Here is a 24,346-nt window from a genome sequence, read left to right as displayed (position 1 = left end):
GCAACGTGGAGATAACAACAATGACCAAGATCCTCAAGCTCACCGCCCTGGCCACCGGACTGGCCGCCGCCAGCCACTCGTTCGCCGGCGACCTCACCGTCATTTCCTTCGGCGGCGCCAACAAGGACGCCCAGGTCCAGGCCTTCTACAACCCCTGGCAGCAGAGCAGCGGCAACCGCCTGGTGTCCGGCGAGTACAACGGCGAGATGGCCAAGATCAAGGCGATGGTGAGCACCGGCAGCGTCGCCTGGAACGTGGTGGAGGTGGAGGGCGCCGAGCTGGCCCGCGGCTGCGACGAAGGCATGTTCGAGGAACTCGACCCGGCGCAGATCGGCCTCAGGCAGGAGGACTTCGTCCCCGGCGCCATCCAGCCCTGCGGCATCGGCTTCCTCGTCTACTCCACGGTGCTCGCCTACAACCGCAACAAGCTCGCCAGCGCGCCCACCAGCTGGAGCGATTTCTGGGACCTCGAGAAATTCCCCGGCAAGCGCGGCCTGCGCAAGCTGGCCAAGTCCACGCTGGAATTCGCCCTGCTCGCCGACGGCGTGAAGCCCGAAGAGCTGTACCAGGTGCTCGCCACCGATGCCGGCCAGGACCGCGCCTTCGCCAAGCTCGACCAGATCAAGCCGCACATCCAGTGGTGGGAAGCCGGCGCGCAACCGCCGCAATTCCTCGCCGCCGGCGACGTGGTGATGAGCTCGGTGTACAACGGCCGCCTCTCCGCCCAGCAGCGCGAGCAGTACGGCCTGGACATCGTATGGAACGGCGGCATCTACGAATTCGACTCCTGGGCCATCCCCAAGGGCGCGCCGCAACAGGACCTGACCCGCCAGTTCATCGGCTACACCCTCGAACCCGAGCAGCAGAAGGGCTTCTCCCAGCGCATCGACTACGGCGCCGCCAATCTCAAGGGCATGGAGCTGCTGGACGCCCGGCGCGTGGCCGACCTTCCCACCGCGCCGCAGAACATCGCCCAGCAGATTCCGGTGGACGTGACCTTCTGGACCGACCACGGCGAACAGCTGGAACAGCGCTTCAACGCCTGGGCGGCTCGCTGAGCGGGATCGTGATTGCAGCGAAAAAGGCCAGTCATTCGACTGGCCTTTTTCGTTTTGGGCAGATGGACATCGCTGCCGCCGCCCGCGCGTTGGCTCAGCGCGTAGGATGGGTGGAGCGCAGCGATACCCATCCTACGGGAGATCACTTGTAGGGACGGTCCAAGTCCGCGGCCGTAGTATTCCCGCGCCACGCCCAAAACCACCCAAACGAAGGATAGGACCTGTGCCCTGGCCCCGGCAGAATCGGCGGTCCGGAACCCACCCGGAGCCCGTCGTTTTCCGCTGGAAGCGATGCTCCTCCTCCCTGCCAGGAAATGCCATGTCCATCGATGTTTCACAGCTGAAGCAGTACACCGAACACCGCGGAGTAGACATCCCGCTGCTCGACCTCCTCAAGCTCCGCTATGCGCCGCCCGAGGCCGGAGGTGGGGCGGGGCATCTGGTTCTGGCTCTGGAGCGCCAGCATCTGAATGGCTGGAACAGTGCCCATGGCGGCGTGATCATGACTCTGCTGGACGTGGCGATGGCGCTCAACGCGAGCTACAGCGATGACGAAAAGCGCGGGGTCGTGACCATCGAGATGAAGACCAACTTCCTGCGCCCCGGCGGCACTGCCGGCGAAGTGCTGGAGGCCTTCGGCACGGTGACTCACCGTACCCGCTCGATAGCGTTCTGCGAGGCCGAATTGCGCAATGCCGAGGGCGAGGTGCTCGCCAGCGCCTCGGGGACCTTCAAGTACCTGAACCGCACGTTTTCGATAACCGATGCCTGAAGTCCTGGTATCTCGGCGCACTTTGTTCGCGAGCAAGCTCGCTCCTACGAGGACCAGCGTTGTCGTGTAGGAGCGAGCTTGCTCGCGAATCCCGTGTGGAAGCGCGCCATGCCCGTGACCGCAGGGCTATTCGCCCGCTCTGCGGCGAGACCGGCCTTCTTCATTGCGCATGGCAACCGACGCGATTGCGCCCGGCATTCTTGGCGCGATAAAGGGCGACGTCCGCAGCGTGCAGCAGGTCGGACGAGACTCCCGGTTCGGCAGCCGATCCAGCTTCGAGCGTGGCGACGCCGAAGCTCATGGTGACGTGTCCCAGAGGGCTGTCCTCATGCGGCAACTGCTGGGCTTCGATGGCTGCCCGCAGCATCTCGGCGACATGCAGCGCGCCGCTCTGGTCGGTTCCGGGCAGGATGACGACGAACTCCTCGCCGCCATAGCGACCGGCGATGTCGCTGGCGCGCTGGAGGTTGTTGCTCAGGACCAGCGAGATCATGCGCAGGCAGTCGTCGCCGGCGAGGTGCCCGTAGCGGTCGTTGAAACGCTTGAAGAAGTCCACGTCTCCCATGATCAGCGACAGTGGCAGCCGGTCGCGGTGCGAGCGGCGTATTTCCTGCTTCAGCAGTTCCGCCAGGCGCCGCCGGTTGATCAGACCGGTCAGGTAGTCGTGATCGGCGTAGACCTCCAGTTGCCGGTTGGCGTCGGCCAGCGCCGCTTCGGCGCGCTTGCGCTTGGTGACGTCCATCAGCGCCAGGGTCGCCCCGACCACGCCGCCGGCCATGTCGCGGACGGGCTGGACGGAAACGATGTAGTCCCGTTCGTTCCACTCGATCTCGGAATCGGCGATCGAACGCCCGCTGTCCAGGCGGGCGAAGAGACGCTCGCCACCGACCGCCGCCCCGGGCATGAACTCCCCGATCATGCGGCCGATGAGGCTGTCGGCGGGCCTCCCGCACAGCCTGGCCATGTTCTCGTTGGCGACGACGAAGCGCAGGTCGCGGTCGACCACGAACAGCGGAAGGGGGGCCGAGGCATAGATCGCCTCGAGCTGGAAATGCCGTGTCCACAGCGCCGTGACGTCACGGTCGATGCCGCGATAGCCCTTGAACCGGCCGCTCTCGTCGTACAGCGGCACGCCACTGGTTTCCAGCACGACGATGCTGCCGTCGGCGCGCAGGTTGCGATTGATCAGCCCGGAAAAGTGCTCGCGCTGGGCGACCTTGTGGAGGAACACGTGACCGACGCGGTCCGCCTCGTCCGGCAGCATGAAATCCAGCGGTGTGCGGCCGAGGATCTGCTCGACCGGATAACCCAGCAGCCTGGGACCGACCGACGACGAATAGGTATAGCGCCCGTCCTCGTCCACCTCCCAGATCCAGTCGGTGTTGAGGTCGATGATGTCGCGCAGCCGCTGCAGCTCGGCCCGCAGGTCCGCTACCTGGTCGATATCCTCTGGCTCGTGCATGCCTTCCTCTCTGGAAAATGCCCCGGAGGGCGGACCTCGTCCTGAATGAGGCGCCTTGTCGTCGAGCCGGGTTGCCATCTTGCGGAAGGTGGCGGCCCGAATCGCGCTGCAGGCGTGCGCACATTCCCTCGGCGTCTGAGATAACCAGTACACGCCCTCGCTATCGAGGCGTCGGCGCGGGCGAACTTGTGATGATGATCGCAATCCTGCAATGCCGCTTCAATGACCCGCCCTGGGCCATGCGCACGGCACTGGCGGGGATCGGCGAATGCATTGATGGCGATCAACCGGGCAGGGTGCGGCAGCGCGGTCGCCCGGCGCGCGGGTGACCGTCAGGCTCCTGGCGGGCGCTCAGCCGTCGCTGAACACGCACCTGTCGCGCCCGCCGCGCTTGGCTTCGAGGAGGGCGGCGTCGGCGCGGTTGAGGGTCTGCGAGTAGTTTTCGCCGGGGGAGAACTCGGCCACGCCGAAGCTGGCGGTGACGCTGAGGGTGTCGGTGCCGATGCGCACGGACATGTTGCGGATGTCGTCGCGCACCCGCTGGATGATCGGCCCGGCCTCGGCCATGCGGGTTTCCGGCAGCAGCAGGAGGAATTCCTCGCCGCCCCAGCGCCCGCAGAGATCATAGGGGCGCAGCGCGGCCTGCAGGGCGCTGCCGATCTCCACCAGCAGGCGGTCGCCGATCTCGTGGCCCCAGGTGTCGTTGACCTGCTTGAAGTGGTCCACGTCGAGCATCGCCAGCACGTAGCCGTGGCCGTTGCGCTGGGTGCGCTGGCTTTCCTCGCGCAGGCGCTCCATCAGCAGGCGGCGGTTGGCGATGCCGGTCAGGGCGTCGTGGGTGGACGCCTCGCGCAGCGCCACGTTGAGGTCGCGCAGCATGTTCTGGTAGCGGTCGGAGATGCGCGCGACCTTCTCCAGCTGGCGCAGCTGCTTGTGATAGCGCTCGGAGAGGGTGGACGTCTGCTCGCGCGCCATCGACTGGTAGCCATCGGAAATCCGGGCGATGCGCTCCAGCCGGGCCAACTGGTCGAGGGATTGCTGGTGCTTGAGGTAGAGGGCCTCGCGCAGTGGATGTCCGGCGTATTGCGGGTCTTCCAGCAGTGCCTCGATCCAGAGGTCCAGGTCGCGCTCGCTGTTCATGGCATTTACTCGTCGTAGGCCTTTATCACGAACGGGAAGGTGCAGTCTTCGCGGAATTCCTCGGCCAGCTCGGCCACGCGCTCGTTGCGCCGGTCGTAGTGCCAGGTCACCCGCACGCTGCGGCCGGCGCCGTGGGATTCCTCGAGCATGTCGAAGATGTCCATCATCGCCTTGATCGAACTGGTGTTGAGGTACAGCAGGTGCAGGTCGAGTTCCAGCGGCCGCTGGCCGTCGGCGAGGTAGCGCTGCACCCAGTCGATCACCTGGCCGAACAGTTCGAAGGAGTTCTCCGGATAGGAGTCGCCCTGCATGGAAAGGATGCCGGTCTGCCAGTCGCCACGGATCGACGGGGTGGACTGGGTGCCGGTGATTTCGAGCTCGATCATCTCGTTGTTCCTGAAAAACGGGGTTGTCAGATCACTGCGCGCAGGCTGAAGAAGGCGCGGCCATCGGGTTGTTCCTTGAGCGAGGTCTGCAGCGGGGCGCTGGACTTGCGGGCGATGTCCAGCAGCCCGAGGCCGGCGCCGGTGGTCGCCTCGGCGTCGCGCGGGCGGCGCAGCTGCTCCTTGTAGGCGGCCTTGAGCTGCGCCTTGTCGAGCCCGGCGATGGCCTCGATGTCGCGCACCAGCTGCTGGCCGTCGGCGAGCTCCACCAGGTTGCCGGCGGACACCACGTAATGGCCCTCGCCGTTGCGCGAGATGGCCACGGTGGCGGAAGCGTCCTGCTCGCCGTAGCCGCGCATGGTGGCGTAGTGGCGGATGTTCTGGGTCATCTCGATGTACACCGCGAACACGTCCATCGCTTCGCTGGGGTGGGCCTGCTCGGCCTGCATGTAGTTGCGCAGCGCGTGGCCGATCTCCTCGATCAGGCTGCGCGAGATGGGGCCGTTGAAGCACAGCAGGATGCGTTGCCGGTTGAAGCTCTCACGCATGGCCAACAGATCTGGCGAGTCCATGGAGTACCCCTAGTCGAATCGGAAGGACAGAATGGTGATGTCGTCACGCTGCGAATGCTCGCCCTGGTAGTCGGCGAGGGTGGCGGCGAAGACCTCGGCCTGCTCGGCGAGCGGCAGGCGCGCATGGTGGCGCAGCATGCTGGCGAAACGGTTGTTGCCGAAGCCGAAGCCGTGCTCGCCGCCGGCCTGGTCGAGGAAGCCGTCGGTGCACAGGTAGAAGGTCCAGCCGGGCTGCAGCGGCACTTCGATGTCCTCGTACTCGCCCTGGCGCTTGTCGCCGATGGCGCGGCGGCCGCCCTTGTATTCGCGGACTTCCTCGCCGTCGCTGGCGAACAGCGAGATCTTCGCCCCGGAGAACAGCAGGCGCTGGCGCTCGTGGTCGACGCGGACGAAGCCGGCGTCCATGTTGGTCGCCAGCGCGCGGGTGACCTGCTCCTGGCTGAGCATGCCGCGCATCACGTGGTCGGTCTCGCGCAGGATCGCCGCCGGGTCATGGCTCTGCACGGTGTCGATGGCATGGTCGATGGCGGCCAGGGCGAGCATGGTCATCAGCGCGCCGGGAACCCCGTGGCCGGCGCAGTCGACCACGCCGATCAGGCTGTCGCCGGGGCCTTCGCGATAGATGTAGAAGTCGCCGCCGACCACGTCGCGCGGTTTCCACAGGACGAAATGGTGTTCGCCGAGGGAGGTCTGCAGCTGGCGGTCGGGGAGGATGGCGCGCTGGATCAGGCTGGCGTAGTCGATGGAGTCGCCGATCTTCTTCTGCGCCGCGGCCATCTCGCGGTTGGCCTTCTCCAGCGCCTGGGTGCGCTGGCGCACCTTGTCCTCGAGGTCCTCGGTGTGCCGGCGGACCTTGTCGGCCATGCTGGAGAAGGCCGCCGACAGCTCGCCGATCTCGTCGCCGCGCGGCTCAGGCAGCGGGTTGTCGTACTGCCCCGCGGCGATCGCCTTGGCCGACTGCTTGAGGCCGCGCAGCGGGCGCAGCACCAGCAGGTCGACGGTGTAGGCGAAGCCGAGCAGCAGCACCGTCAACAGGCCGGCGAAGGTGCCGCCGAGCAGCCAGATCCAGCGGCTGTCGAAGATCTGCGCGGAATGCAGGTCGACCGCGCTGAGCACGTGCCAGTTGAGCTGCGGGATGAAGGCCAGGGCCAGCAGCTGCTGCTTGCCGTCCAGGGTGCCCCACAGGGTCTGCACCTCGCCCGGCGCGTCCTCGGCGGTGCGCATCGCCCGGCGCAGGTCCTCGCGCTCGGCGTCGCTCTGCAGCAGCTCGAAGACCCGGTGCTGGGCGTTGCCGTTGGCGCCGGAGCTGTAGGCGATCATCCTGGTGTCCGGGTGGGCCTGGATGGCGCCCAGGGTGTCGATGATCATCGGCGTCACGCCGGCTTCGCGGCGGGAGATGAACTGGTCGAGGAAATCGGTGAGGTCGAGGGCGCCGCCGGCCAGGCCGATCTTCTGGTTGCCCGCGCGCACCTGCATGTTGAACCAGACCTTGGTGACCTTCAGCTTGGCGTCGTAGTTGACGTTGATGTTGAACGGCTGGTCGCTCTTCAGGCTCTCGAAGTACCAGGCGTCCGACGGGTCGTCCGGACTCAGGGTGTAGCGCGGCGCGTTGGACAGCGGCGCGCTGGAGTCGTTGTAGTAGTAGTGGCGGGAGGCATCGACGATGACGAAGTAGGAATACTCGTGGTGGTCGACGCGGTAGCCCTCGGCCTCGCGGAAGAACAGCGAGCGGCGTTTCGGGTCGTTCTCCGCCAGCAGCCAGTCCTGGGTTATCACGGATTCGGCCAGGCGCCGCGACAGCGCCAGCTCGCGGATCACCGGCGCGAGGATCTTCTGCTGGTTGAGCAGGGTGAAGTTCTTCGCGAAGGCCACGCCGAAGTGCGTGCGGATGTCCTCCATCGCCCGCCAGCCAAGCAGAACCGCCGGCACCAGTGCCAGCAGGCAGGCCAGCAGAAGCGCCACTACCGATTTCCCTCGCAACCCCCATCTTGCCGCCATGGCTTTCCCCGACGATTCCCTAGCCCGGCGTGTCCCGGTTGTTGTTTTGCGAAGCGCAATTGTGCAGTCGGGACACTGTGCAGGCAAATGCATTGGATGTCCAAATGCCATTATTTTGGCGCCATGCTATCGACATTATTCTAGACGCGATTTCCACCACCGCGACCCAGGGCCTCGCGCAGCAGCGCGCCGGCGATCCGTTCCAGCGCCAGAATTTCGCCGGCCGCGCCGATTTCCGCGGCTTCCCGGGGCATGCCGTAGACCACGCAGGAGTCTTCATCCTGGGCGATGGTGTGGCCGCCGGCGGCGCGGATCGCCAGCAGGCCGCGGGCGCCGTCCCTGCCCATGCCGGTGAGCAGGGCGGCGAGCAGGTTGCGCCCGGCGCAGCGAGCGAGGGATTCGAACATCACGTCCACCGACGGACGGTGGCCGTTGACCGGCGGACCCTGGTCGAGGCGCACCACGTGGTCGGCGCCGCTGCGCTCCACCCGCAGATGGAAATCCCCCGGGGCGAGCAGCGCGTGGCCGGGCAGGATGCGGTCGCCGTCGCGCGCCTCGCTGACCCGCAGGCGGGTCTGGCGGTCCAGGCGTTCGGCGAAGGAGCGGGTGAAGCCGGGCGGCATGTGCAGGGTGATGACGGTGCCCGGGCAGTCCGGCGGCAGGCCGAGCAGCACCTCGCGGATCGCCCCGGTGCCGCCGGTGGAGGCGCCGATGGCGATGATCTTCCCGGTGCCGGCCAGCGGCTGCGCGTGCAGCGGCTCGCCCGGCGGACGCCGCCGGCCGACCCGGGCGCGGGCGGCGGCCTTGAGCCTGGCGCGGATTTCCCCGGCGAACGCCTGCATGCCGTCGACGATGCCCAGGCGCGGCTTGGCGATGAAGTCCACCGCGCCCAGCTCCAGCGCGCGCAGGGTCGCCTCGGAGCCGCGCTCGGTGAGCGAGGAGATCATCAGCACCGGCGTCGGCCGCGCCTTCATCAGCTTGTCGAGGAAGGTCAGGCCGTCCATGCGCGGCATTTCCACGTCCAGGGTCAGCACGTCGGGATCGTGCTGGCGGATCATCTCGCGCGCCGCCCAGGCGTCCGGCGCGGCGCCGACCCAGTGCAGCTCGGGGTCGGCCTGGACGATCTCCTTCAACAGGCTGCGGATCAGCGCGGAGTCGTCGACTACCAATACCTTGATCGGCATTCGGCTCAACTCCGCGCGGCGCTCATGGCGGCGTCATCTTCTCGTAGGTGGTCCGGCCCACCGCGCGCAGCAGGTGGCCGGCGTGGGCGAAGCTCTCCGAGTGGCCGGCGAAGAACAGTCCGCCCGGGCGCAGCAGCTGCACCATGCGCTCGATCAGGCGGGTCTGGGTCGGCTTGTCGAAGTAGATCATCACGTTGCGGCAGAAGATCGCGTCGAGCCCGCCGGGAATGCCCCAGTCTGCCTCCAGCAGGTTGATCTGGCGGAACTCCACCAGGCTGCGCAGCGGCTCGATCACCCGCGCCTTGCCGGCGTTGTCGCCGCTGCCGCGGAGGAAGAAGCGCTTCTTCCGTTCGGCGTCCAGCGCCTCGACCCGCTCCAGCGGATAGATACCCTCGCGGGCGCTTTCCAGCACGCGGGTGTCGATGTCCGAGGCGAGGATCTGCACCGGCGGGGCGAGGTTGCCGAAGGTTTCCACCAGCGTCATGGCCATGGAGTAGGCCTCCTCGCCAGTGCTCGCCGCCGCCGACCAGAAGCGCAGCGGGCGATGCTGGCGGAGCTGCCTGAGGGCCAGCGCGGCGAGGCTGTCGAAGTGGTGGCGCTCGCGGAAGAAGGCGGTGAGGTTGGTGGTCAGCGCGTTGACGAACTGCTGCCATTCCTCGGGATGCCCTTCGAGGTAGGCGAAATACCCGGCGAAGCTGTCCAGCCCGAGGCTGCGCAGGCGCCGCGACAGGCGGCTGTAGACCAACTGGTCCTTGTTCTCCGAGAGATTGATGCCGGTGCGCTGGTAGAGCCGCTCGCGCACCTGCTGGAAGTCGCGGCGGGTGTAGAGGAATTCGTGGCCGGGGAAGGGAAGTTGTGGCTGCATGGGAGCTTTCCTTGGCGTGCTGCGTGGCGGTTTCCCTCGTCTCCGTTTCGACGTAGGGCGAATAACGCGCCAGCGTTATCCGCCATGGCATCCTTTGCGGCGGATGAAACGTCCCGCTTCATCCGCCCTGCGTCGGGGGGAGAGGGTCGGGGCGGGGGTCTCAGAACTCCTCCCAGCCCTCGTCCCTGCCGCCCTTCGCCGCCCTGGCCACGCCGCGCACCGCCCGCGAGGCGCTGGCCGGCTGGGCGCGGGGCGCGGCGAGTGGCGTGGCGCCCGGGTGGGCATCCAGGCGGAACACCGCCACCGCCTGGGCGAGCACGCCGGCCTGCTCCTGCAGGGCCCCGGCGGAAGCCGCCGCTTCCTCGACCAGCGCGGCGTTCTGCTGGGTCATCTCGTCCATCTGCGACACCGCGCCGTTGACCTCCTCGATGCCGGCGCTCTGCTCGGCGGAGGCGGCGGCGATCTCGGCCATGATGTCGGTGACGCGCCTGATCGCGACCACGATGTCGCTCATGGTCTGGCCGGCCTGGGCCACCAGGGTGTTGCCGCTCTGCACCTTGTCCGCCGAGTCGGAGATCAGCGTCTTGATCTCCTTCGCCGCGGCCGCCGAGCGCTGCGCCAGGGTGCGCACCTCGCCGGCCACCACCGCGAAGCCGCGGCCCTGTTCGCCCGCGCGGGCCGCTTCCACCGCCGCGTTGAGGGCGAGGATGTTGGTCTGGAAGGCGATGCCGTCGATCACGCCGATGATGTCGGCGATCTTGCGCGCCGACTCGTTGATCGCCGACATGGTCTCGACCACCTTCTGCACCACGCTGCCGCCCTCGGTGGCGACTTCCGAGGCGTTGCCGGCCAGCGAGTTGGCCTGCCGCGCGTTCTCCGCGTTGAGCTTCACCGTGCCGGTCAGCTCCTCCATGCTCGATGCGGTTTCCTCCAGGCTGGAGGCCTGCTGCTCGGTGCGGGTGGACAGCTCGGCGTTGCCGCTGGCGATCTCGCTGGCGGCGGTGCCGATGGTGTCGGCGGCCTCGCGGATCTGCCCGAGCATGCGCGACAGGCTCTGCGCGGTCTCGTTGGCGAAGTCCTTGAGCTCGCCGAAGGTGCCCTGGTAGTCGGCCTCGATGCGCTGGGTGAGGTCGCCCTGGGCCAGCGCGCCGAGCATCCGCGAGACGTCCCTGAGGCCGCGGTCGGCGGTGTCCACCAGGGAATTCAGGCCGGTGGCCAGCTTGAGGAAGAAGCCGTCCTTGTTGTCCTGGGCGATGCGCTTGCTGAAGTCGCCGGCGGCGGCGGCTTCCACCAGCTGCGAGACTTCCTGCTCGGTGCGGTATTCCTCGGTGCGGTCGGTCCACTGCACGGCCGAGCCGAGGCGTTCGCCGGCATCGTTGAACACCGGCACCACGTCCAGCCCGAAGCGCCGGCCGCCGAGGCTCAGCTCGGCGCGGTGCACGCCGGTCAGGCGGCCGAGCATCTGCCGCTGGTGCGCCGGGTTCTTGTGGAACATGTCGATGTTGGCGCCCATCAGCCGGCTGGCGTCGAAGGCCGGCAGCTGCTTGCGGATGTCCGCCTCGGCGCGGCTCAGCATCTCGCTGACGGTGCGGTTCATGTAGATGATTTCGAGGTCGTTGTCGGCGATCATCACGTTGGCCGATACGTTGTCCAGCGCGCTCTTGATCCGCGCGTTGTAGTCGGCGGTGACGCGCGCCGCCTGCGCCGCTTCGGCCGCCGTCCTGAGGCCGTCGCGCACGGCGTCGATGGCCTCGGTGATCTGCGCCTTGCGGCCCGGCAGGCGCTCCATCGACACGCTGAAGTCGCCCTTGCCGTAGGCGGTGACCACCTCCACCACCTTCATCTTCACCGCGATGTGCGCGGCGACCAGTTCGTTGATGCCGCGGGCGATGCGCGCCGGGCGGTCGGCGAAGCGCTCCGCCGGGATCGCCTCGTCGATCCAGCCGGCCTCGTGCTGGCGGGTCATCTCCTCCAGCGCGGCTTCCAGCGCCTCGGCCTGGCGGAACTCGTCGCGCTGCTGGCGCAGCAGGCCCTGCATGCTGCGCAGGTTGGCGTAGAGGCTCTCGTAGCCGGGCGCCGGCGCGTCGCCGACCGGGCTGTCGAGATTGCCGTCGAGCATCGAACGAAGGATCGCGTCGATCCGGTCGGCGCGCTGCTGCGCCACCGCGTTTGCGTTGAACAGGCCCATTCTTCTTATCCCCTGCACGGTTGGCTTTCTGGACGTTCTTATTCGTTGTTATCGGCGATCAGGCCGCGGCTGCCTCGACCAGCGCCATCTCGCGGCTGCTCATGAGCTTCTCGATATCCACCAGGATCAGCATGCGTTCGCCGGCGGTGGCCAGGCCCAGCAGGTATTCGGTGTCGAAGCTGGCGCCGAATTCCGGGCGCGGGCGGATCTCGTCGGCGGCGAGGGCGATCACGTCGGACACCGAGTCCACCACCGCGCCGATGATGCGCCGGCCGACGTTGAGGATGATGACCACGGTGAACTGGTCGTAGCTGACGTCCGCCAGGTTGAACTTCACCCGCAGGTCGACGATGGGCACGATGGCGCCGCGCAGGTTGATCACGCCCTTGATGAACGGCGGCGCGTTGGCGATCGCGGTGACCCGGTCGTAGCCGCGGATTTCCTGCACGCGCAGGATGTCGATGGCGTACTCCTCGTCGCCGAGGGTGAAGGTCAGGTATTCCTGCGCCAGGCTGCCCGCCTGGCCTGCTTCAGTGGCACTCATCCAGGGTTGCTCCTTGGGCCGCGAGCCGCGGCAGGGCGTCGACATCGAGGATCAGGGCGACGCTGCCGTCGCCCATGATGGTGGCGCCGGCGATTCCTTCGATCCGCCGGTAGTTCTGTTCCAGGCTCTTGATCACCACCTGCTGCTGGCCGACCAGCTCGTCCACCTGCAGGGCGAAGGTGCGCCCCTCGGATTCGAGGATCACCGCGATGGCCCGCTCCGGCGGCAGCGCCTCGCCGGGCAGGCCGAGCAGCGCGTGCAGGGAGAACAGCGGCAGGTACTCGCCGCGCACGCGGACCAGCGCCGCGTCGTTGCCGGCCAGGCTGCGCACGTCCTCGGCGCGGGCCTGCAGCGACTCGACGATGTAGGTCAGCGGGATGACGTAGGCGACGCCGCCGACGGCGACGATCAGGCCGTCGAGGATCGCCAGGGTCAGCGGCAGGCGGATGGCGATGCGCGTGCCCATACCTGGCGCCGAATCGATGTCGATGCGCCCGCCCATGGTCTGGATGTTGCGCTTGACCACGTCCATGCCGACGCCGCGCCCGGACAGCTCGGTGACCGTCTCGGCGGTGGAGAAGCCGGGCAGGAAGACCAGCTGCCAGACCTCGGCGTCGCTCATCCCGTCGTGCGCCGGCAGGCCCTGCTCGCGGGCCTTGGCGAGGATGCGCTGGCGCGACAGGCCGCGGCCGTCGTCGGAGATTTCCAGCATGATGCTGCCGCCCTGGTGGCTGGCCGCCAGGCGCAGCGTGCCGCTGGCCGGCTTGCCGGCGGCGAGGCGCTCGGCGGGCGTCTCGATGCCGTGGTCGATGGCGTTGCGCACGATGTGGGTGAGCGGGTCGCCGAGCTTCTCGATGACGCTCTTGTCCAGCTCGGTGTGCTCGCCGTGCAGCTGCAGCTCGACCTGCTTGCCGAGCCGCGCGGAGACGTCGTGCACCAGCCGCGGGAAGCGGCTGAAGATGAAGCCGACCGGCAGCATGCGGATCGACATCACCGACTCCTGCAGGTCGCGGGTGTTGTGTTCGAGCTGGGCGAGGGCCTGCTGCAGGCGCTCGTGCAGGGCCGGGTCGAGTTCCGCGCCGAGCTGGCCGAGCATGGCCTGGGTGATCACCAGCTCGCCGACCAGGTTGATCAGGCTGTCGATCTTCTCCACGCCGACGCGGATCGAGCTGGATTCGGCCTCGGTGCGGGCGACGGTTTTCACCGATGCCTTGTCCGTCTTCTCCGGCGTGGCGACGGCGGCGGGCACCGGGCTGCCGGGGGCGTCGTCGAAGAAGCCGAAGTCCTCGTCCTGCGTTGCCGCCGGCGCGCCGGGCGCCTCGTCGAAGAAACCGAAGCCGTCGTCCTGCGGCTGCTCCAGCCAGGCGCGCAGGCCGTCGAGGGTCGCCTGCACCGGCAGGGTCGGGTCGGGGCGCTGTTCGCGGTGGGCGTCGAGCAGGCGCTGCAGCAGGTCGCGGGTCTCGAGGAACAGCGCGACCATTTCCGCATTCAGGCGCATGCGGCCGCAGCGGATGCGGTCGAGCAGGGTCTCCAGTTCGTGGGTGACGGCGCTCAGGTCGTCGTAGCCGAACATGCCGCTGGAGCCCTTGATCGAGTGCGCGGCGCGGAAGATGCCGTTGAGGGCTTCCGCCTCCGGCCGCTCCAGGTCGAGGCCGATCAGCAGCAGTTCGAGGCTGGCCAGGTGCTCTTCGGTTTCCTCGAAGAACACCCTGCGGAATTGCTCCATGTCGATGTTCATGGCGCCACCCTCAGGGCAGGACCTTGCGGGCGACTTCCAGCAGCTTCGGCGGGTCGAACGGCTTCACCAGCCAGCCGCTGGCGCCGGCGCTGCGGCCCTGCTGCTTCATGGCGTCGCTGGACTCGGTGGTCAGCATCAGGATCGGCACGCCGCGGTAGGTGGGCAGCTCGCGCAGGCTGCGGATCAGCGACAGGCCGTCCATGTTCGGCATGTTCTGGTCGGTGAACACCAGCTGGTAGTTCTTGCGCTGCGCCTTGCCGAGGCCGTCGCGGCCGTCCACCGCCTCGTCCACCTCGTAGCCGGCGGACTTCAGCGTGAAGCTGAGCATCTGCCGGATCGATGCCGAGTCATCGACGATCAGAATCTGCTTTCCCATCGTTCTCTAATCTCCGCTGGAGGTGCTGTCGTCCGGCATGGTGATAGCTTATGGCTATCATCGTAGAAGCCGCCCGCGAAATGTTCAATTTCCTGGCGCCATTTCACTGGCGAGCTGTGAAATGCGTCCCAACCGGCTCAGAACAGCTCCACCGCGCCGGCGCTGACGCTGGTCTGGCTGACCGGGTTGCCCACCGGCCGGGCGAGTTCCTCGGCCTGCCGCTGCAGGTGCTCCGGCCAGTGCTGCGCCGGCCGCTCGTCGAGCTGGCCGAGGGCGCCGGCGAAGGCGCCGAGGCGGGCGCTGTGCTTGCCGATCTGGCCGAGCAGCTGGCTGCTCATGTCCTGGAACTGCAGGGCGGTGACCGCGTCGTTGACGCCGTCGCCGACCTCCAGGGCGATGCGGTCCAGCTCATGGACGACCGTCAGGGTGTGGCGGTTGAGCGCGTCGAGGTCGTCGAGCATGCGCTGCACCTTCTGCCGCGAATCCAGGGCGAAGGACATGTCCTGCTCGGCGAGCTGGGTGATGGCGCCCTCGGCGTCGCGGATCTCGCGGTAGACCACGTCGACGTGCTGGCGGATGGCGGCGGAGAACTGCGTCGAACGGTTCGACAGGGCGCGCACCTCGTCGGCCACCACGGCGAAGCCGCGACCGCTTTCCCCGGCGCGCGCGGCCTCGATCGCGGCGTTCAGCGCGAGCAGGTTGGTCTGCTTGGCGATGGCGTCCATATCCTCGGTGGATTGCAGGATTTCACCGATTTTCTGCGTCACCCGGTCCATCCGCTCGACCAGTTGCCGGGAGGTGCGGCTGGTTTCCAGGCTGGCTTCGACGAACAGCCCGAGGGTTTCCTGGGTGGCCTGGATGAACTCCTGGAAATTCACCGCGCCGTCGATGTGGCCGCGGCCGGCGTAGCGCTCGATCAGCGAATGGGACAGCCCGCGCTGGGTGTCGACGCGCTCGGCGAGGCTGTGGAAGCTGGCAGTGAGCTGGCCGATCGCGTGTTGCAGCAGGCCTTCCATCTGCCGGGCGTGGCCGTCGAGGGTGGCGAGGTGTTGCTGCAGGCCGTGCTGCAGGGGCTGCCATTGCGGCGGGGAAGGGCTGGCTTGTGCCGGTGCCGCCGCTTCGCTGCGCGGCGTGCGGCTGGCGAGCCACAGGCTGGCCGCGCAACCCAGCGGCAACAGCCCCCAGAGCGGTACGTCCAGCCAGGCGAGGCCGGCGACGGCGAGCCAGGGCAATGCCTGCAGCGCCAGCCGGGCCGGCCGGCGCTCGGGCGTATCAGGCTGATCGAGGATGGCTTGGCGCATGTCGTACTCCAGTACCAGAACCGCCGGGGAGGCTCTCCGGTCTTGTGACAGGTGGCTGGAGGGCATCGGCGGTGCGCCGGGGAACTGGAGGGAGGGTTTGCGGACCGATCCTGACCGTCAGGTCATCGCGATCGGCTGGAGTGGCCGTTCCAGAGCGATTCGGCAGCCTGGCGGGATTCGCCGGCTGCCGTCCGTCCGCCGATCAACGGTAGTCGAGGAACGCCTGGCGCAGTTCGTCGAGGCTGGCGAAGTAGTGCGCGGGGGCTTCCGCCAGCAGCTCCTCGCGGCTGCCGAAGCCGTAGCCGACGCCGGCCGCGCGCAGGCCGTTGCGGTGCGCGCCGATCAGGTCGTGCTTGCGGTCGCCGATCATCAGTGTCTCTGCCGGATCCAGCGCTTCCTCGGCGAGCAGGTGGCGGATCAGCTCGACCTTGTCGGTGCGGGTGCCGTCCAGCTCGCTGCCGTAGATCACCTTGAAGTGCCCGTCGAAGCCGAAGTGGCGGGCGATCTCCACGGCGTACACCCGCGGCTTGCTGGTCGCCATGTACAGCGTGCGGCCCTGGCCGGCGAGCAGCGCCAGCAGCTCGGGAATGCCGTCGAACAGGCGGTTCTCGTACAGCCCGGTGTCCTTGAAACGCACCCGGTAGTGATTCACCGCCTCCCAGGCGCGCGCCTCGTCGAAGCCGTAGGTGGCCATGAAGCACTGCAGCAGCGGCGGGCCGATGAAATGCTCCAGCTGCGCCAGGTCCGGCTCGTCGATGCCGAGCTGGCCGAGCGCGTACTGGATCGAGCGGGTGATGCCCTCGCGCGGGTCGGTAAGGGTGCCGTCGAGGTCGAAGAGGATGTTCTGGTAGTGCATGGGGGGAGCGTCGGAGCGGGAAATAGGAGGACAAGGATACAACGAGGTGCTCGAGCGGGGCGGTTTCAAGGACTCCTCTGATCTTGAGCCTTTTCCTGGTTTTCAGCGCTGGAAGTGATGGCGCGGCTCATGTCCGGAAAGCCCCGAAATCTGTACACAAGGCAGGAACGTGTTAAGGAAACCGCGTTTTCCTTAACACGTCGCTCGGACGTGTTAAGGAAATGGCTACTGTCTCGACACGTCGATCTGCGTTGCATTGAGCAGCAAATCGAACAGCGCATCGTTCAAATAGAAATTTTCCTTACCGATGCGGTGCTTGCTGAGCAGCCCGATGCCAACCACTTCATCCAGATAGCGTGAAGCCGTTTGGCGACTGATTCGCAGCTCGTTCTGGACGAACTCTATCTTGGTGTAGGGATGGCGAAACATGTTGTTGACCAGATCCTGGCTGTACACCTTGGGCAGCTCACTGCGGAGCTTCTCCTTGTGTCGTTGCATCAGATCCTTGATCGAGTAAATCAGACGCGTAGTCTGCTGAGCGGTCTCTTCAACCGCGTCGAGCATGAATATCAGCCAATCCTCCCACTCCTGCGTATCGCGAACTGCCTGCAGCAACCGGTAGTAGTCCGTCTTGCGCTGATTGATGTAGCGGGACAGATAAAGCACAGGACTGCCCAGCAATTGCTGCTGAACCAGATAAAGCACATTGATTATCCGGCCGGTTCGTCCATTGCCATCGTAAAAGGGGTGAATGCTTTCGAACTGATGATGGATGATCGCCATCCGGGTCAGGGGGTCCAGATCGCCCATGGAATCATCATTGATGAAACGTTCGAGGTTCCCCATCAGCGCAATGATCTCATCCGGGTGCTGGGGCGGTGTATAGACCACCTCCCCGGTCCGCTGGCTCTTCAGGGACGTTCCTGGCAGCTTGCGGAATCCCGCGTCGTTCTCTTCTATGCAGGACTGGATCGACAGGATATCGCGCGTCGTCAGCAGTCCTGTTCGCTTGACCTGAGAGAAGCCATTCTTCAGTGCCGTTGCATAGTTGTGCACTTCCTTGGCAGCCACGCTAACGAATTGCCGCGCAACGCTATCGCTCCGGTAAAGATCATCATGGGTCGTGATGATGTTTTCGATGGCCGAACTGTCCTTGGCTTCTTGTAGTGCCAGAGTGTCAATGAGGATGTGCTGGTTCGGCATGCTATCCACCACCCCTTTCAGCTCCGCCAAAGCTTGGTGGGCACGTGCCAGTTTTTTCAGGACCGAGCGGGATTCCAGATCGGCTGCAACTGGCAATGGCTGTAAAGAGGATGGCATGTGGACTCCTTTCATGGCCTCGATTTGGGCCAGATACGGCCTTGCTGCCTACGCGGCAGTAAAGACGCTTCCAACGAATAATTATTTCACGAGGAACAAGTATGCGTAAGGACGTTTCCAGACTGCGCAGGATCGTGGAAACCTTGAACTGGCAGAGCGAGTTCTTTACGACGAACCGTGCAGCCTGTCGCTGACGGCGAAGTGGGATTTCTGAGCGGCTATGTCCTTCGTCGGCTGAGGCCGATTTTTTTTGCCCAAACCGTAGGGCGGGTGCAACCCGCCAGGGTCCTAGCCCTGAAATAGCGGGTTGCACCCACCCTACGGATTTTCTCCCGGTAATCCGCAAAGAACCGATTTTTAGGTAGCGCTTTCTAATCTTCAGGCGCAGATTGGCTTCGCAGCTATTGGCACTATCGTGCCGACTTCATCTGCACGCTGCCGCTCAAGGAAAAACAGGGCATCGATGCCCGGGGAGGTCAGGGAAGCCCACACGCCACAGGCAAGTTGGTTGTTCAGTTCGAAAGTGATTTCTGCTCTTAAATCAAGGACATAGCCATAATGAATAATAAGAAAGTCCACAAATCCAACCAGAACGAACACCCGGCCCCCGCAGCGGTCGCTCCGATCGAACCCCTGCGCAACCCTGCCGGCCTGCCCATGCAGCTGCGTGCGACGCAGCCCGATCGCGAGGCGCGTGCCTTCCTGCGTATCCTCAATCTGCCGCCGCGTCCTTCCGGCGTCAGCGTTTCCTCCCGGCAACTGCAGGCCCTGCGCCAGGGCTTCCGCGCCGCCGCGATGGCGCTGGGGCGCAAGCCGACCGTGCCGACCATTCTCGAACGCGAGATCGATGGCCCGGGTGGAAAGATCGCCCTGCGCGTGTTCATCCCGGTCGACGTGACCTGCGCGACGCCGCTAGGCTCCATCGAGCCGCTGCCGGCTTTCCTCTGGAGCTTCGGCGGCGGCTTCGTCATCGGCGAACTCGATACCGCCGACTCGATCTGCCGCAACATCGCCCTGCAGGCCGGCTGCATCGTGGTCGCGCTGCAATACCGGCGGGCACCGGAGCACCTCATCTCGGCGAGCCATGACGACGTCCTCGCCACGCTGCTGTGGCTGGAGGAGCACGGTGGCGAACTGGGCATCGACACCACGCGCCTGGCGGTCGGCGGCGATTCCGCGGGCGGCAACCTGTCGGCGTCGGTGGCGCAGGAATACCGGCGCCGTGGCGGCACCGCGCTGAAGATGCAGGTGCTGGTCTATCCCGCCACCGAGCTGGCGGATGCCAAGTCCCTGCCGTCCTACGCGGAAAACGTGGATGGCGGTTATTTCCTGGGTGCCGAAGCCATCGGCATCATCGAAACCCTGCTCAGCGAGTCGACGGACACCCTCGACCTCGCCGACCCGCGCTACTCCCCGCTGCGTGCCGCGGACCTGGGCGGCCTGCCGCCGGCGCTGGTGCTGACGGCGGGCTTCGACCCGATCCGCGACCAGGGGCTCGAGTACGCCGTCCGCCTGCGCGCGGCGGGCGTGCCGGTGGAGTTGCTGCACTATGCGGGGCAGTTCCACGGCTTCCTCAATTTCGACTCGGTGCTGGGCGGCGCCCGCGATGCCCTGCAGCGCATCGGCGAGGCGCTGGCCTCGGCGTTCGCCGGGGAGGCGGCGGCCGACCGGACCATCGAGATCGCCGACGAGGCGGCTGGCAACGGCGCGCTGCGGCATGCGGCCGGCGAACTGGCGACCACCTCGCTGACCGTCTGGCGGGCCACCGTCGGCTGGCGCGATCTCCTGCTGCGGCTGGCCTCGCCGAAGGCCGCCTCGGCGGCGCGGCTGCTGCTGACGCCCTGGTCCATGCCCACCGCGCTGGTGCGGCGGCGGATCAGTTCGCGGATCAACCCGGTGAGCGCGCGGCAGACCTGGTCGCAATGATCCCCGGCGCCCGGACCGCGCAGCCACCGGCTGCGCGGTCCCGGGTCTACTCCGCGTAGCCCTCGGCGATGTGCTGGTCCTTCAGCTTCACGTAGTTCCCCGCCGTGTAGCTGAAGAAGCTGCGTTCCTTGTCGGTCAGCGGGCGGACCTGTTTCACCGGGCTGCCGACGTAGAGGAAGCCGCTCTCCAGCACCTTGCCCGGCGGCACCAGGCTGCCGGCGCCGACTATCACCTCGTCCTCGATCACCGCGCCGTCCATGACGATGCAGCCCATGCCCACGAGGATGCGGTTGCCCACCGTGCAGCCGTGCAGCAGCACCTTGTGCCCGACCGTCACCTCGTCGCCGATGGTCAGTGGGAAACCGTCCGGGTTGTACGGGCCGGCGTGGGTGATGTGCAGCACGCTGCCGTCCTGGATGCTGGTGCGCGCGCCGATGCGGATGCGGTGCATGTCGCCGCGGATGGTGACCAGCGGCCAGACCGAGCTGTCGGCGCCGATCTCGATGTCGCCGATCAGCACGGCGCTGGGGTCGACGAACACTTTCTCACCGAGTTTCGGAGCTTTCCCCCGAAAAGTACGAATGGTCACGATTGATTTTCCTCAGGCTGCACTCGGGGGGGATTGTATTTAAGATGGGCGAACGTTTCTTCAGCCAAGGTTGCCCCCGTGAGCGCGAATCCCCTTCTGCAGTCCTACGACCTGCCGCCGTTCTCCGCCATTCGTCCGGAACATGTGAAGCCGGCCATCGAGCAGATTCTCGCCGACAACCGCGCCGCCATCGCGCGCATCCTCGCCGAACAGAACGGAACGCCGAGCTGGGACGGCCTGGTGCTGGCGATGGACGAGCTGCACGACCGCCTCGGCGCGGCCTGGAGCCCGGTGAGCCACCTCAACGCGGTGTGCAACAGCGCCGAACTGCGCGAAGCCTATGAAAGCTGCCTGCCGCTGCTGTCGGCCTACTGGACCGAGCTGGGGCAGAACCGCGAGCTGTTCAAGGCCTACGAATCCCTGTCGACCAGCCCGGCGGCGGCGAACTTCGAAGTGGCGCAGAAGACCATCCTCGAACACGCCCTGCGCGACTTCCGCCTGTCCGGCATCGACCTGCCGCCGGAGCAGCAGAAGCGCTACGCGGAAATCCAGGCGCGCCTGTCCGAGCTGGGCAGCCGCTTCTCCAACCAGTTGCTCGACGCCACCCAGGCCTGGACCCGGCACGTCACCGACGAAGCCGTGCTGGCCGGCCTCACCGATTCGGCCAAGGCGCAGATGCGCCACGCCGCCGAGGCCAAGGGCCTGGAAGGCTGGCTGATCACCCTGGAATTCCCCAGCTACTTCGCGGTGATGACCTACGCCGAGGACCGCGCCCTGCGCGAAGAGGTCTACGCCGCCTACTGCACCCGCGCCTCCGACCAGGGCCCGAACGCCGGGCAGAACGACAACGGCCCGGTGATGCAGGAAATCCTCGACCTGCGCCAGGAACTGGCGAAACTGCTGGGCTTCGGCAACTTCGCCGAACTGTCGCTGGCGACCAAGATGGCCGAGACGCCGGAGCAGGTCCTGCACTTCCTCCGCGACCTCGCCGTGCGCAGCAAGCCCTTCGCCCAGCAGGACCTCGACCACCTCAGGGCCTACGCCGCCGAGCAGGGCTGCGCGGACCTGCAGAGCTGGGACTCCGGCTTCTACGGCGAGAAGCTGCGCGAGGCGCGCTACAGCGTTTCCCAGGAAGCCCTGCGCGCCTACTTCCCGGTGGACAAGGTGCTCAGCGGCCTGTTCGCCATCGTGCAGAAGCTCTACGGCATCCAGATCCGCGAACTGAACGACTTCGAAGCCTGGCATCCGGACGTGCGCCTGTTCGAGATCCAGGAGAACGGCCAGCACGTCGGCCGCTTCTACTTCGACCTCTACGCCCGCGCCAACAAGCGCGGCGGCGCCTGGATGGACGGCGTCCGCGACCGTCGCCGCACCGCCGCCGGCAGCCTGCAGGCGCCGGTCGCCTACCTGGTGTGCAACTTCACCCCGGCGGTCGGCGGCAAGCCGGCGCTGCTGACCCATGACGAAGTCACCACCCTGTTCCACGAGTTCGGCCACGGCCTGCACCACCTGCTGACCCGCGTCGAGCAGGCCGGCGCTTCCGGTATCAACGGCGTGGCCTGGGACGCGGTGGAGCTGCCCAGCCAGTTCATGGAGAACTGGTGCTGGGAGCCGGACGGCCTGGCGCTGATCTCCGGCCACTACGAGACCGGCGCGCCGCTGCCGCAGGACATCCTCGAGAAGATGCTGGCGGCGAAGAACTTCCAGTCCGGCCTGATGATGGTCCGCCAGCTGGAGTTCTCGCTGTTCGACTTCGAACTGCACGCCACCCACGGCGACGGCCGCAGCGTGCTCGACGTGCTGGAAGCGATCCGCGACGAAGTCGCGGTGATGCGCCCGCCGGCGTACAACCGCTTCGCCAACAGCTTCGCGCACATCTTCGCCGGCGGTTATGCGGCTGGTTACTACAGCTACAAGTGGGCCGAAGTGCTGTCCGCCGATGCCTTCTCGCGCTTCGAGGAAGAGGGCGTGCTCAATCCGGCCACCGGCAAGGCCTTCCGCGACGCGATCCTGGCCCGCGGTGGCTCGCAGGAGCCGATGGAACTGTTCGTCGCCTTCCGCGGCCGCGAGCCCTCCATCGACGCCCTGCTGCGCCATTCCGGCCTGGTAGGAGAAGCGGCATGAGCGTGACCAAGAAACGCTTCATCGCCGGCGCGGTCTGCCCGGCATGCAGCGAGCCGGACAAGATCCAGATGTGGGAAGAGGACGGCGTGCCGCACCGCGAGTGCGTGGCCTGCGGCTACACCGACACCCTCAACGCCCAGGGCCAGTCGGTGCCCAAAGAGCTGACCACGCGGGTCAACGTCAGCGCCCTGAAGAAACCGGCCGATCCGAAGGTGCAGGGGGTGCAGTTCTTCCCCAATCCGAAGCTGAAGAAGCCGAAGGAATAACGCCTCTCGGGACGCTCCCACGTCCCTGTTGGGTATCGCTTCGCTCAACACCAACCTACGAAGAACCGCACCCGTAGGATGGTGTTGAGCGGAGCGATACCCATCGATACCTGTCTCCGCACCACCCTATCCAATTTGTCTTCCCTGCCTGCAAAAATCCTATACCCCCGCCTCTGAACCCCGCGGGCCGCGGGCTTTGCGGGCGGGCAGCTTTTCCCTAGCCAGCGACTACAAAAATCATAATTTCGCTATTCCCGGGCTCTGAACAGAATGCGGCCAACCCCAGGCGCTAGCCGCTACTGCAGAACAACAAAGACCAGACCCCGAGGAGGCACCCATGGCCGACCTGAACCAGACCGCCTTTCACAAGCCAGCCGGCAAGGCGCTCGAAGGCATTGAAACAGACACCCTTGTCGTTGGCGCCGGACAGGCCGGCGTGGCCATGAGCGAGCACCTGACCGCGCTGGGCGTACCGCACCTGGTGCTGGAGAAGAGCCGCATCGCCGAAGCCTGGCGCACCGGCCGCTGGGATTCGCTGGTGGCCAACGGTCCGGCCTGGCACGACCGCTTCCCGAACATGGAATTCGCGGTCGGCCCCGACGACTTCCCGGCCAAGGACCAGGTGGCGGACTACTTCGTCGCCTACGCCAAGCAGTTCAACGCGCCGATCCGCACCGGCGTGGAAGTGAAGAAGGTGACCCGCAACGAGGGCCGCCCCGGCTTCACCGTGGAGACCTCCGAAGGCACCCTCCAGGCCCTGCGCATCGTCTCCGCTACCGGCCCGTTCCAGCGCCCGGTGATCCCGGCCATCGCGCCGAAGGATGAACGCATCCAGCAGATCCACTCGGCCCAGTACTACAACCCGCAGCAGCTGCCCGAAGGCGCCGTGCTGGTGGTTGGCGCCGGTTCCTCCGGCGTGCAGATCGCCGACGAGCTGAACCGCGCCGGCAAGCAGGTGTTCCTCTCGGTAGGCGCCCACGACCGTCCGCCGCGCTCCTATCGCAACCGCGACTTCGTCTGGTGGCTGGGCGTGCTCGGCCTGTGGGACGCCGAGGAAGTGCAGCCGGGCCGCGAGCACGTGACCATCGCCGTGAGCGGCGCCCGTGGCGGCGAGACCATCGACTTCCGCCGCCTGGCCAACGAGGGCATCACCCTGGTCGGCCTGACGAAAACCTTCGAAGGCGGCAAGGTGAGCTTCCAGGACGACCTGCTGAAGAACCTCAAGCTGGGCGACGAGAACTACCTTGCCCTGCTCGACGCCGCCGACGCCTACATCGAGCGCAACGGCCTGGACCTGCCGGAAGAGCCGGAGGCCCGCAAGGTCTACCCGGACGCCGAGTGCATCCGCCAGCCGATCCTCGAACTGGACCTCGCCGAAGCAGGCATCACCTCGATCATCTGGGCCACCGGCTATGCCGTGGACTTCAACTGGCTGCAGGTGGACGCCTTCGACGACAAGGGCAAGCCGAAGCACCAGCGCGGCGTGTCCCGCGAGCCGGGCGTGTACTTCGTCGGCCTGCCGTGGCTGTCGCGCCGCGGGTCCTCGTTCATCTGGGGCGTGTGGCACGACGCCAAGCACGTGGCCGGCCACATCGCCACCCAGCGCAAATACGTCGAATACCAGGACGCTTCGCAGCGCGAAGCCTCCACCGAATCCGTACAAAAAGCCGCTTCCTGGGAGTAA

At 66.8% G+C, this 24,346-nt stretch carries 22 protein-coding genes; 7 read left to right on the top strand and 15 right to left on the bottom strand.

Features of this window, described 5'->3' with window-relative positions; translation table 11 throughout:
- The first annotated feature begins 20 nt into the window (after positions 1 to 20).
- Both BLR75_RS05845 and BLR75_RS05840 read left to right on the top strand, forming a co-directional pair.
- Entirely contained in the window at positions 21 to 1,058 is a 1,038-nt protein-coding gene (locus BLR75_RS05845; RefSeq protein ID WP_084311464.1) for an ABC transporter substrate-binding protein, read from the top strand.
- Between the two features lie 319 nt (positions 1,059 to 1,377).
- Positions 1,378 to 1,830, top strand: coding sequence for a PaaI family thioesterase (locus BLR75_RS05840; RefSeq protein ID WP_084311465.1), 453 nt, complete (start codon positions 1,378 to 1,380; stop codon positions 1,828 to 1,830).
- Between the two features lie 160 nt (positions 1,831 to 1,990).
- Here the strand turns inward: BLR75_RS05840 and BLR75_RS05835 are convergent, their stop codons facing one another.
- On the bottom strand, positions 1,991 to 3,292 hold the full coding sequence (locus BLR75_RS05835) for a sensor domain-containing diguanylate cyclase (protein WP_169720239.1): 1,302 nt from the start codon (positions 3,290 to 3,292) through the stop codon (positions 1,991 to 1,993).
- 191 nt (positions 3,293 to 3,483) lie between these two features.
- On the opposite strand from BLR75_RS05835, the gene BLR75_RS26650 reads away from it, so the two are divergent.
- Positions 3,484 to 3,621: a hypothetical protein gene (locus tag BLR75_RS26650; protein WP_169720240.1), complete on the top strand. Its 138-nt coding sequence runs from the start codon at positions 3,484 to 3,486 to the stop codon at positions 3,619 to 3,621.
- A 22-nt stretch (positions 3,622 to 3,643) separates the two neighbouring features.
- Here BLR75_RS26650 and siaD read toward each other — a convergent pair whose 3' ends face one another.
- The 13 genes from siaD to BLR75_RS05770 all read right to left on the bottom strand — a co-directional run bounded on the left by siaD (position 3,644) and on the right by BLR75_RS05770 (position 17,757).
- On the bottom strand, positions 3,644 to 4,432 hold the full coding sequence (gene siaD / locus BLR75_RS05830) for a biofilm regulation diguanylate cyclase SiaD (RefSeq protein ID WP_084311467.1): 789 nt from the start codon (positions 4,430 to 4,432) through the stop codon (positions 3,644 to 3,646).
- 5 nt (positions 4,433 to 4,437) lie between these two features.
- Entirely contained in the window at positions 4,438 to 4,818 is a 381-nt protein-coding gene (gene siaC, locus BLR75_RS05825; protein WP_084311468.1) for a biofilm regulation phosphoprotein SiaC, read from the bottom strand.
- A gap of 26 nt (positions 4,819 to 4,844) precedes the next feature.
- Positions 4,845 to 5,387: a biofilm regulation protein kinase SiaB gene (gene siaB / locus BLR75_RS05820; RefSeq protein ID WP_084311469.1), complete on the bottom strand. Its 543-nt coding sequence runs from the start codon at positions 5,385 to 5,387 to the stop codon at positions 4,845 to 4,847.
- Between the two features lie 9 nt (positions 5,388 to 5,396).
- Positions 5,397 to 7,385, bottom strand: a complete 1,989-nt coding sequence (siaA, locus tag BLR75_RS05815) for a biofilm regulation protein phosphatase SiaA (protein ID WP_084311470.1) — start codon at positions 7,383 to 7,385, stop codon at positions 5,397 to 5,399.
- A 140-nt stretch (positions 7,386 to 7,525) separates the two neighbouring features.
- Complete coding sequence (locus tag BLR75_RS05810; RefSeq protein WP_084311471.1) at positions 7,526 to 8,569, bottom strand: protein-glutamate methylesterase/protein-glutamine glutaminase; 1,044 nt, start codon at positions 8,567 to 8,569, stop codon at positions 7,526 to 7,528.
- A 22-nt stretch (positions 8,570 to 8,591) separates the two neighbouring features.
- A complete protein-coding gene (locus BLR75_RS05805) occupies positions 8,592 to 9,434 on the bottom strand; it encodes a CheR family methyltransferase (protein ID WP_084311472.1) in 843 nt (280 codons plus the stop codon).
- 160 nt (positions 9,435 to 9,594) lie between these two features.
- Entirely contained in the window at positions 9,595 to 11,622 is a 2,028-nt protein-coding gene (locus BLR75_RS05800; RefSeq protein ID WP_084311473.1) for a methyl-accepting chemotaxis protein, read from the bottom strand.
- 58 nt (positions 11,623 to 11,680) lie between these two features.
- Complete coding sequence (locus BLR75_RS05795) at positions 11,681 to 12,166, bottom strand: chemotaxis protein CheW (RefSeq protein ID WP_084311474.1); 486 nt, start codon at positions 12,164 to 12,166, stop codon at positions 11,681 to 11,683.
- Positions 12,153 to 13,904: a chemotaxis protein CheA gene (locus BLR75_RS05790; protein ID WP_084311475.1), complete on the bottom strand. Its 1,752-nt coding sequence runs from the start codon at positions 13,902 to 13,904 to the stop codon at positions 12,153 to 12,155. The genes BLR75_RS05795 and BLR75_RS05790 overlap by 14 nt, the downstream gene beginning before the upstream one ends.
- 10 nt (positions 13,905 to 13,914) lie before the next feature.
- Complete coding sequence (locus tag BLR75_RS05785) at positions 13,915 to 14,280, bottom strand: response regulator (RefSeq protein WP_084311476.1); 366 nt, start codon at positions 14,278 to 14,280, stop codon at positions 13,915 to 13,917.
- Between the two features lie 137 nt (positions 14,281 to 14,417).
- Positions 14,418 to 15,296: a methyl-accepting chemotaxis protein gene (locus BLR75_RS05780; protein ID WP_425438999.1), complete on the bottom strand. Its 879-nt coding sequence runs from the start codon at positions 15,294 to 15,296 to the stop codon at positions 14,418 to 14,420.
- A 487-nt stretch (positions 15,297 to 15,783) separates the two neighbouring features.
- Complete coding sequence (locus tag BLR75_RS05775) at positions 15,784 to 16,437, bottom strand: HAD family hydrolase (RefSeq protein WP_084311478.1); 654 nt, start codon at positions 16,435 to 16,437, stop codon at positions 15,784 to 15,786.
- A 225-nt stretch (positions 16,438 to 16,662) separates the two neighbouring features.
- The gene (locus tag BLR75_RS05770; RefSeq protein ID WP_084311479.1) at positions 16,663 to 17,757 is read right to left on the bottom strand and encodes a Fic family protein; all 1,095 of its coding nucleotides are present in this window, start codon (positions 17,755 to 17,757) and stop codon (positions 16,663 to 16,665) included.
- Between the two features lie 558 nt (positions 17,758 to 18,315).
- Here BLR75_RS05770 and BLR75_RS05765 point away from each other — a divergent pair.
- Complete coding sequence (locus BLR75_RS05765) at positions 18,316 to 19,683, top strand: alpha/beta hydrolase (protein WP_084311480.1); 1,368 nt, start codon at positions 18,316 to 18,318, stop codon at positions 19,681 to 19,683.
- A gap of 46 nt (positions 19,684 to 19,729) precedes the next feature.
- Here BLR75_RS05765 and BLR75_RS05760 read toward each other — a convergent pair whose 3' ends face one another.
- Positions 19,730 to 20,272 carry a gamma carbonic anhydrase family protein gene (locus BLR75_RS05760; protein WP_084311481.1) on the bottom strand — a complete coding sequence of 181 codons (543 nt, stop codon included), beginning with the start codon at positions 20,270 to 20,272 and terminating at the stop codon, positions 19,730 to 19,732.
- A gap of 78 nt (positions 20,273 to 20,350) precedes the next feature.
- On the opposite strand from BLR75_RS05760, the gene prlC reads away from it, so the two are divergent.
- The 3 genes from prlC (at position 20,351) to BLR75_RS05745 (ending at position 24,346) form a co-directional block, all read left to right on the top strand.
- A complete protein-coding gene (prlC, locus tag BLR75_RS05755; RefSeq protein WP_084311482.1) occupies positions 20,351 to 22,396 on the top strand; it encodes an oligopeptidase A in 2,046 nt (681 codons plus the stop codon).
- Positions 22,393 to 22,662 carry a YheV family putative zinc ribbon protein gene (locus BLR75_RS05750; protein WP_084311483.1) on the top strand — a complete coding sequence of 90 codons (270 nt, stop codon included), beginning with the start codon at positions 22,393 to 22,395 and terminating at the stop codon, positions 22,660 to 22,662. The genes prlC and BLR75_RS05750 overlap by 4 nt, the downstream gene beginning before the upstream one ends.
- A 337-nt stretch (positions 22,663 to 22,999) precedes the next feature.
- Positions 23,000 to 24,346 carry a flavin-containing monooxygenase gene (locus BLR75_RS05745; protein ID WP_084311484.1) on the top strand — a complete coding sequence of 449 codons (1,347 nt, stop codon included), beginning with the start codon at positions 23,000 to 23,002 and terminating at the stop codon, positions 24,344 to 24,346.

Source organism: Pseudomonas jinjuensis, assembly GCF_900103845.1.
GTDB lineage: Bacteria > Pseudomonadota > Gammaproteobacteria > Pseudomonadales > Pseudomonadaceae > Pseudomonas > Pseudomonas jinjuensis.
This window is presented reverse-complemented; position numbering and strand designations above follow the sequence as displayed.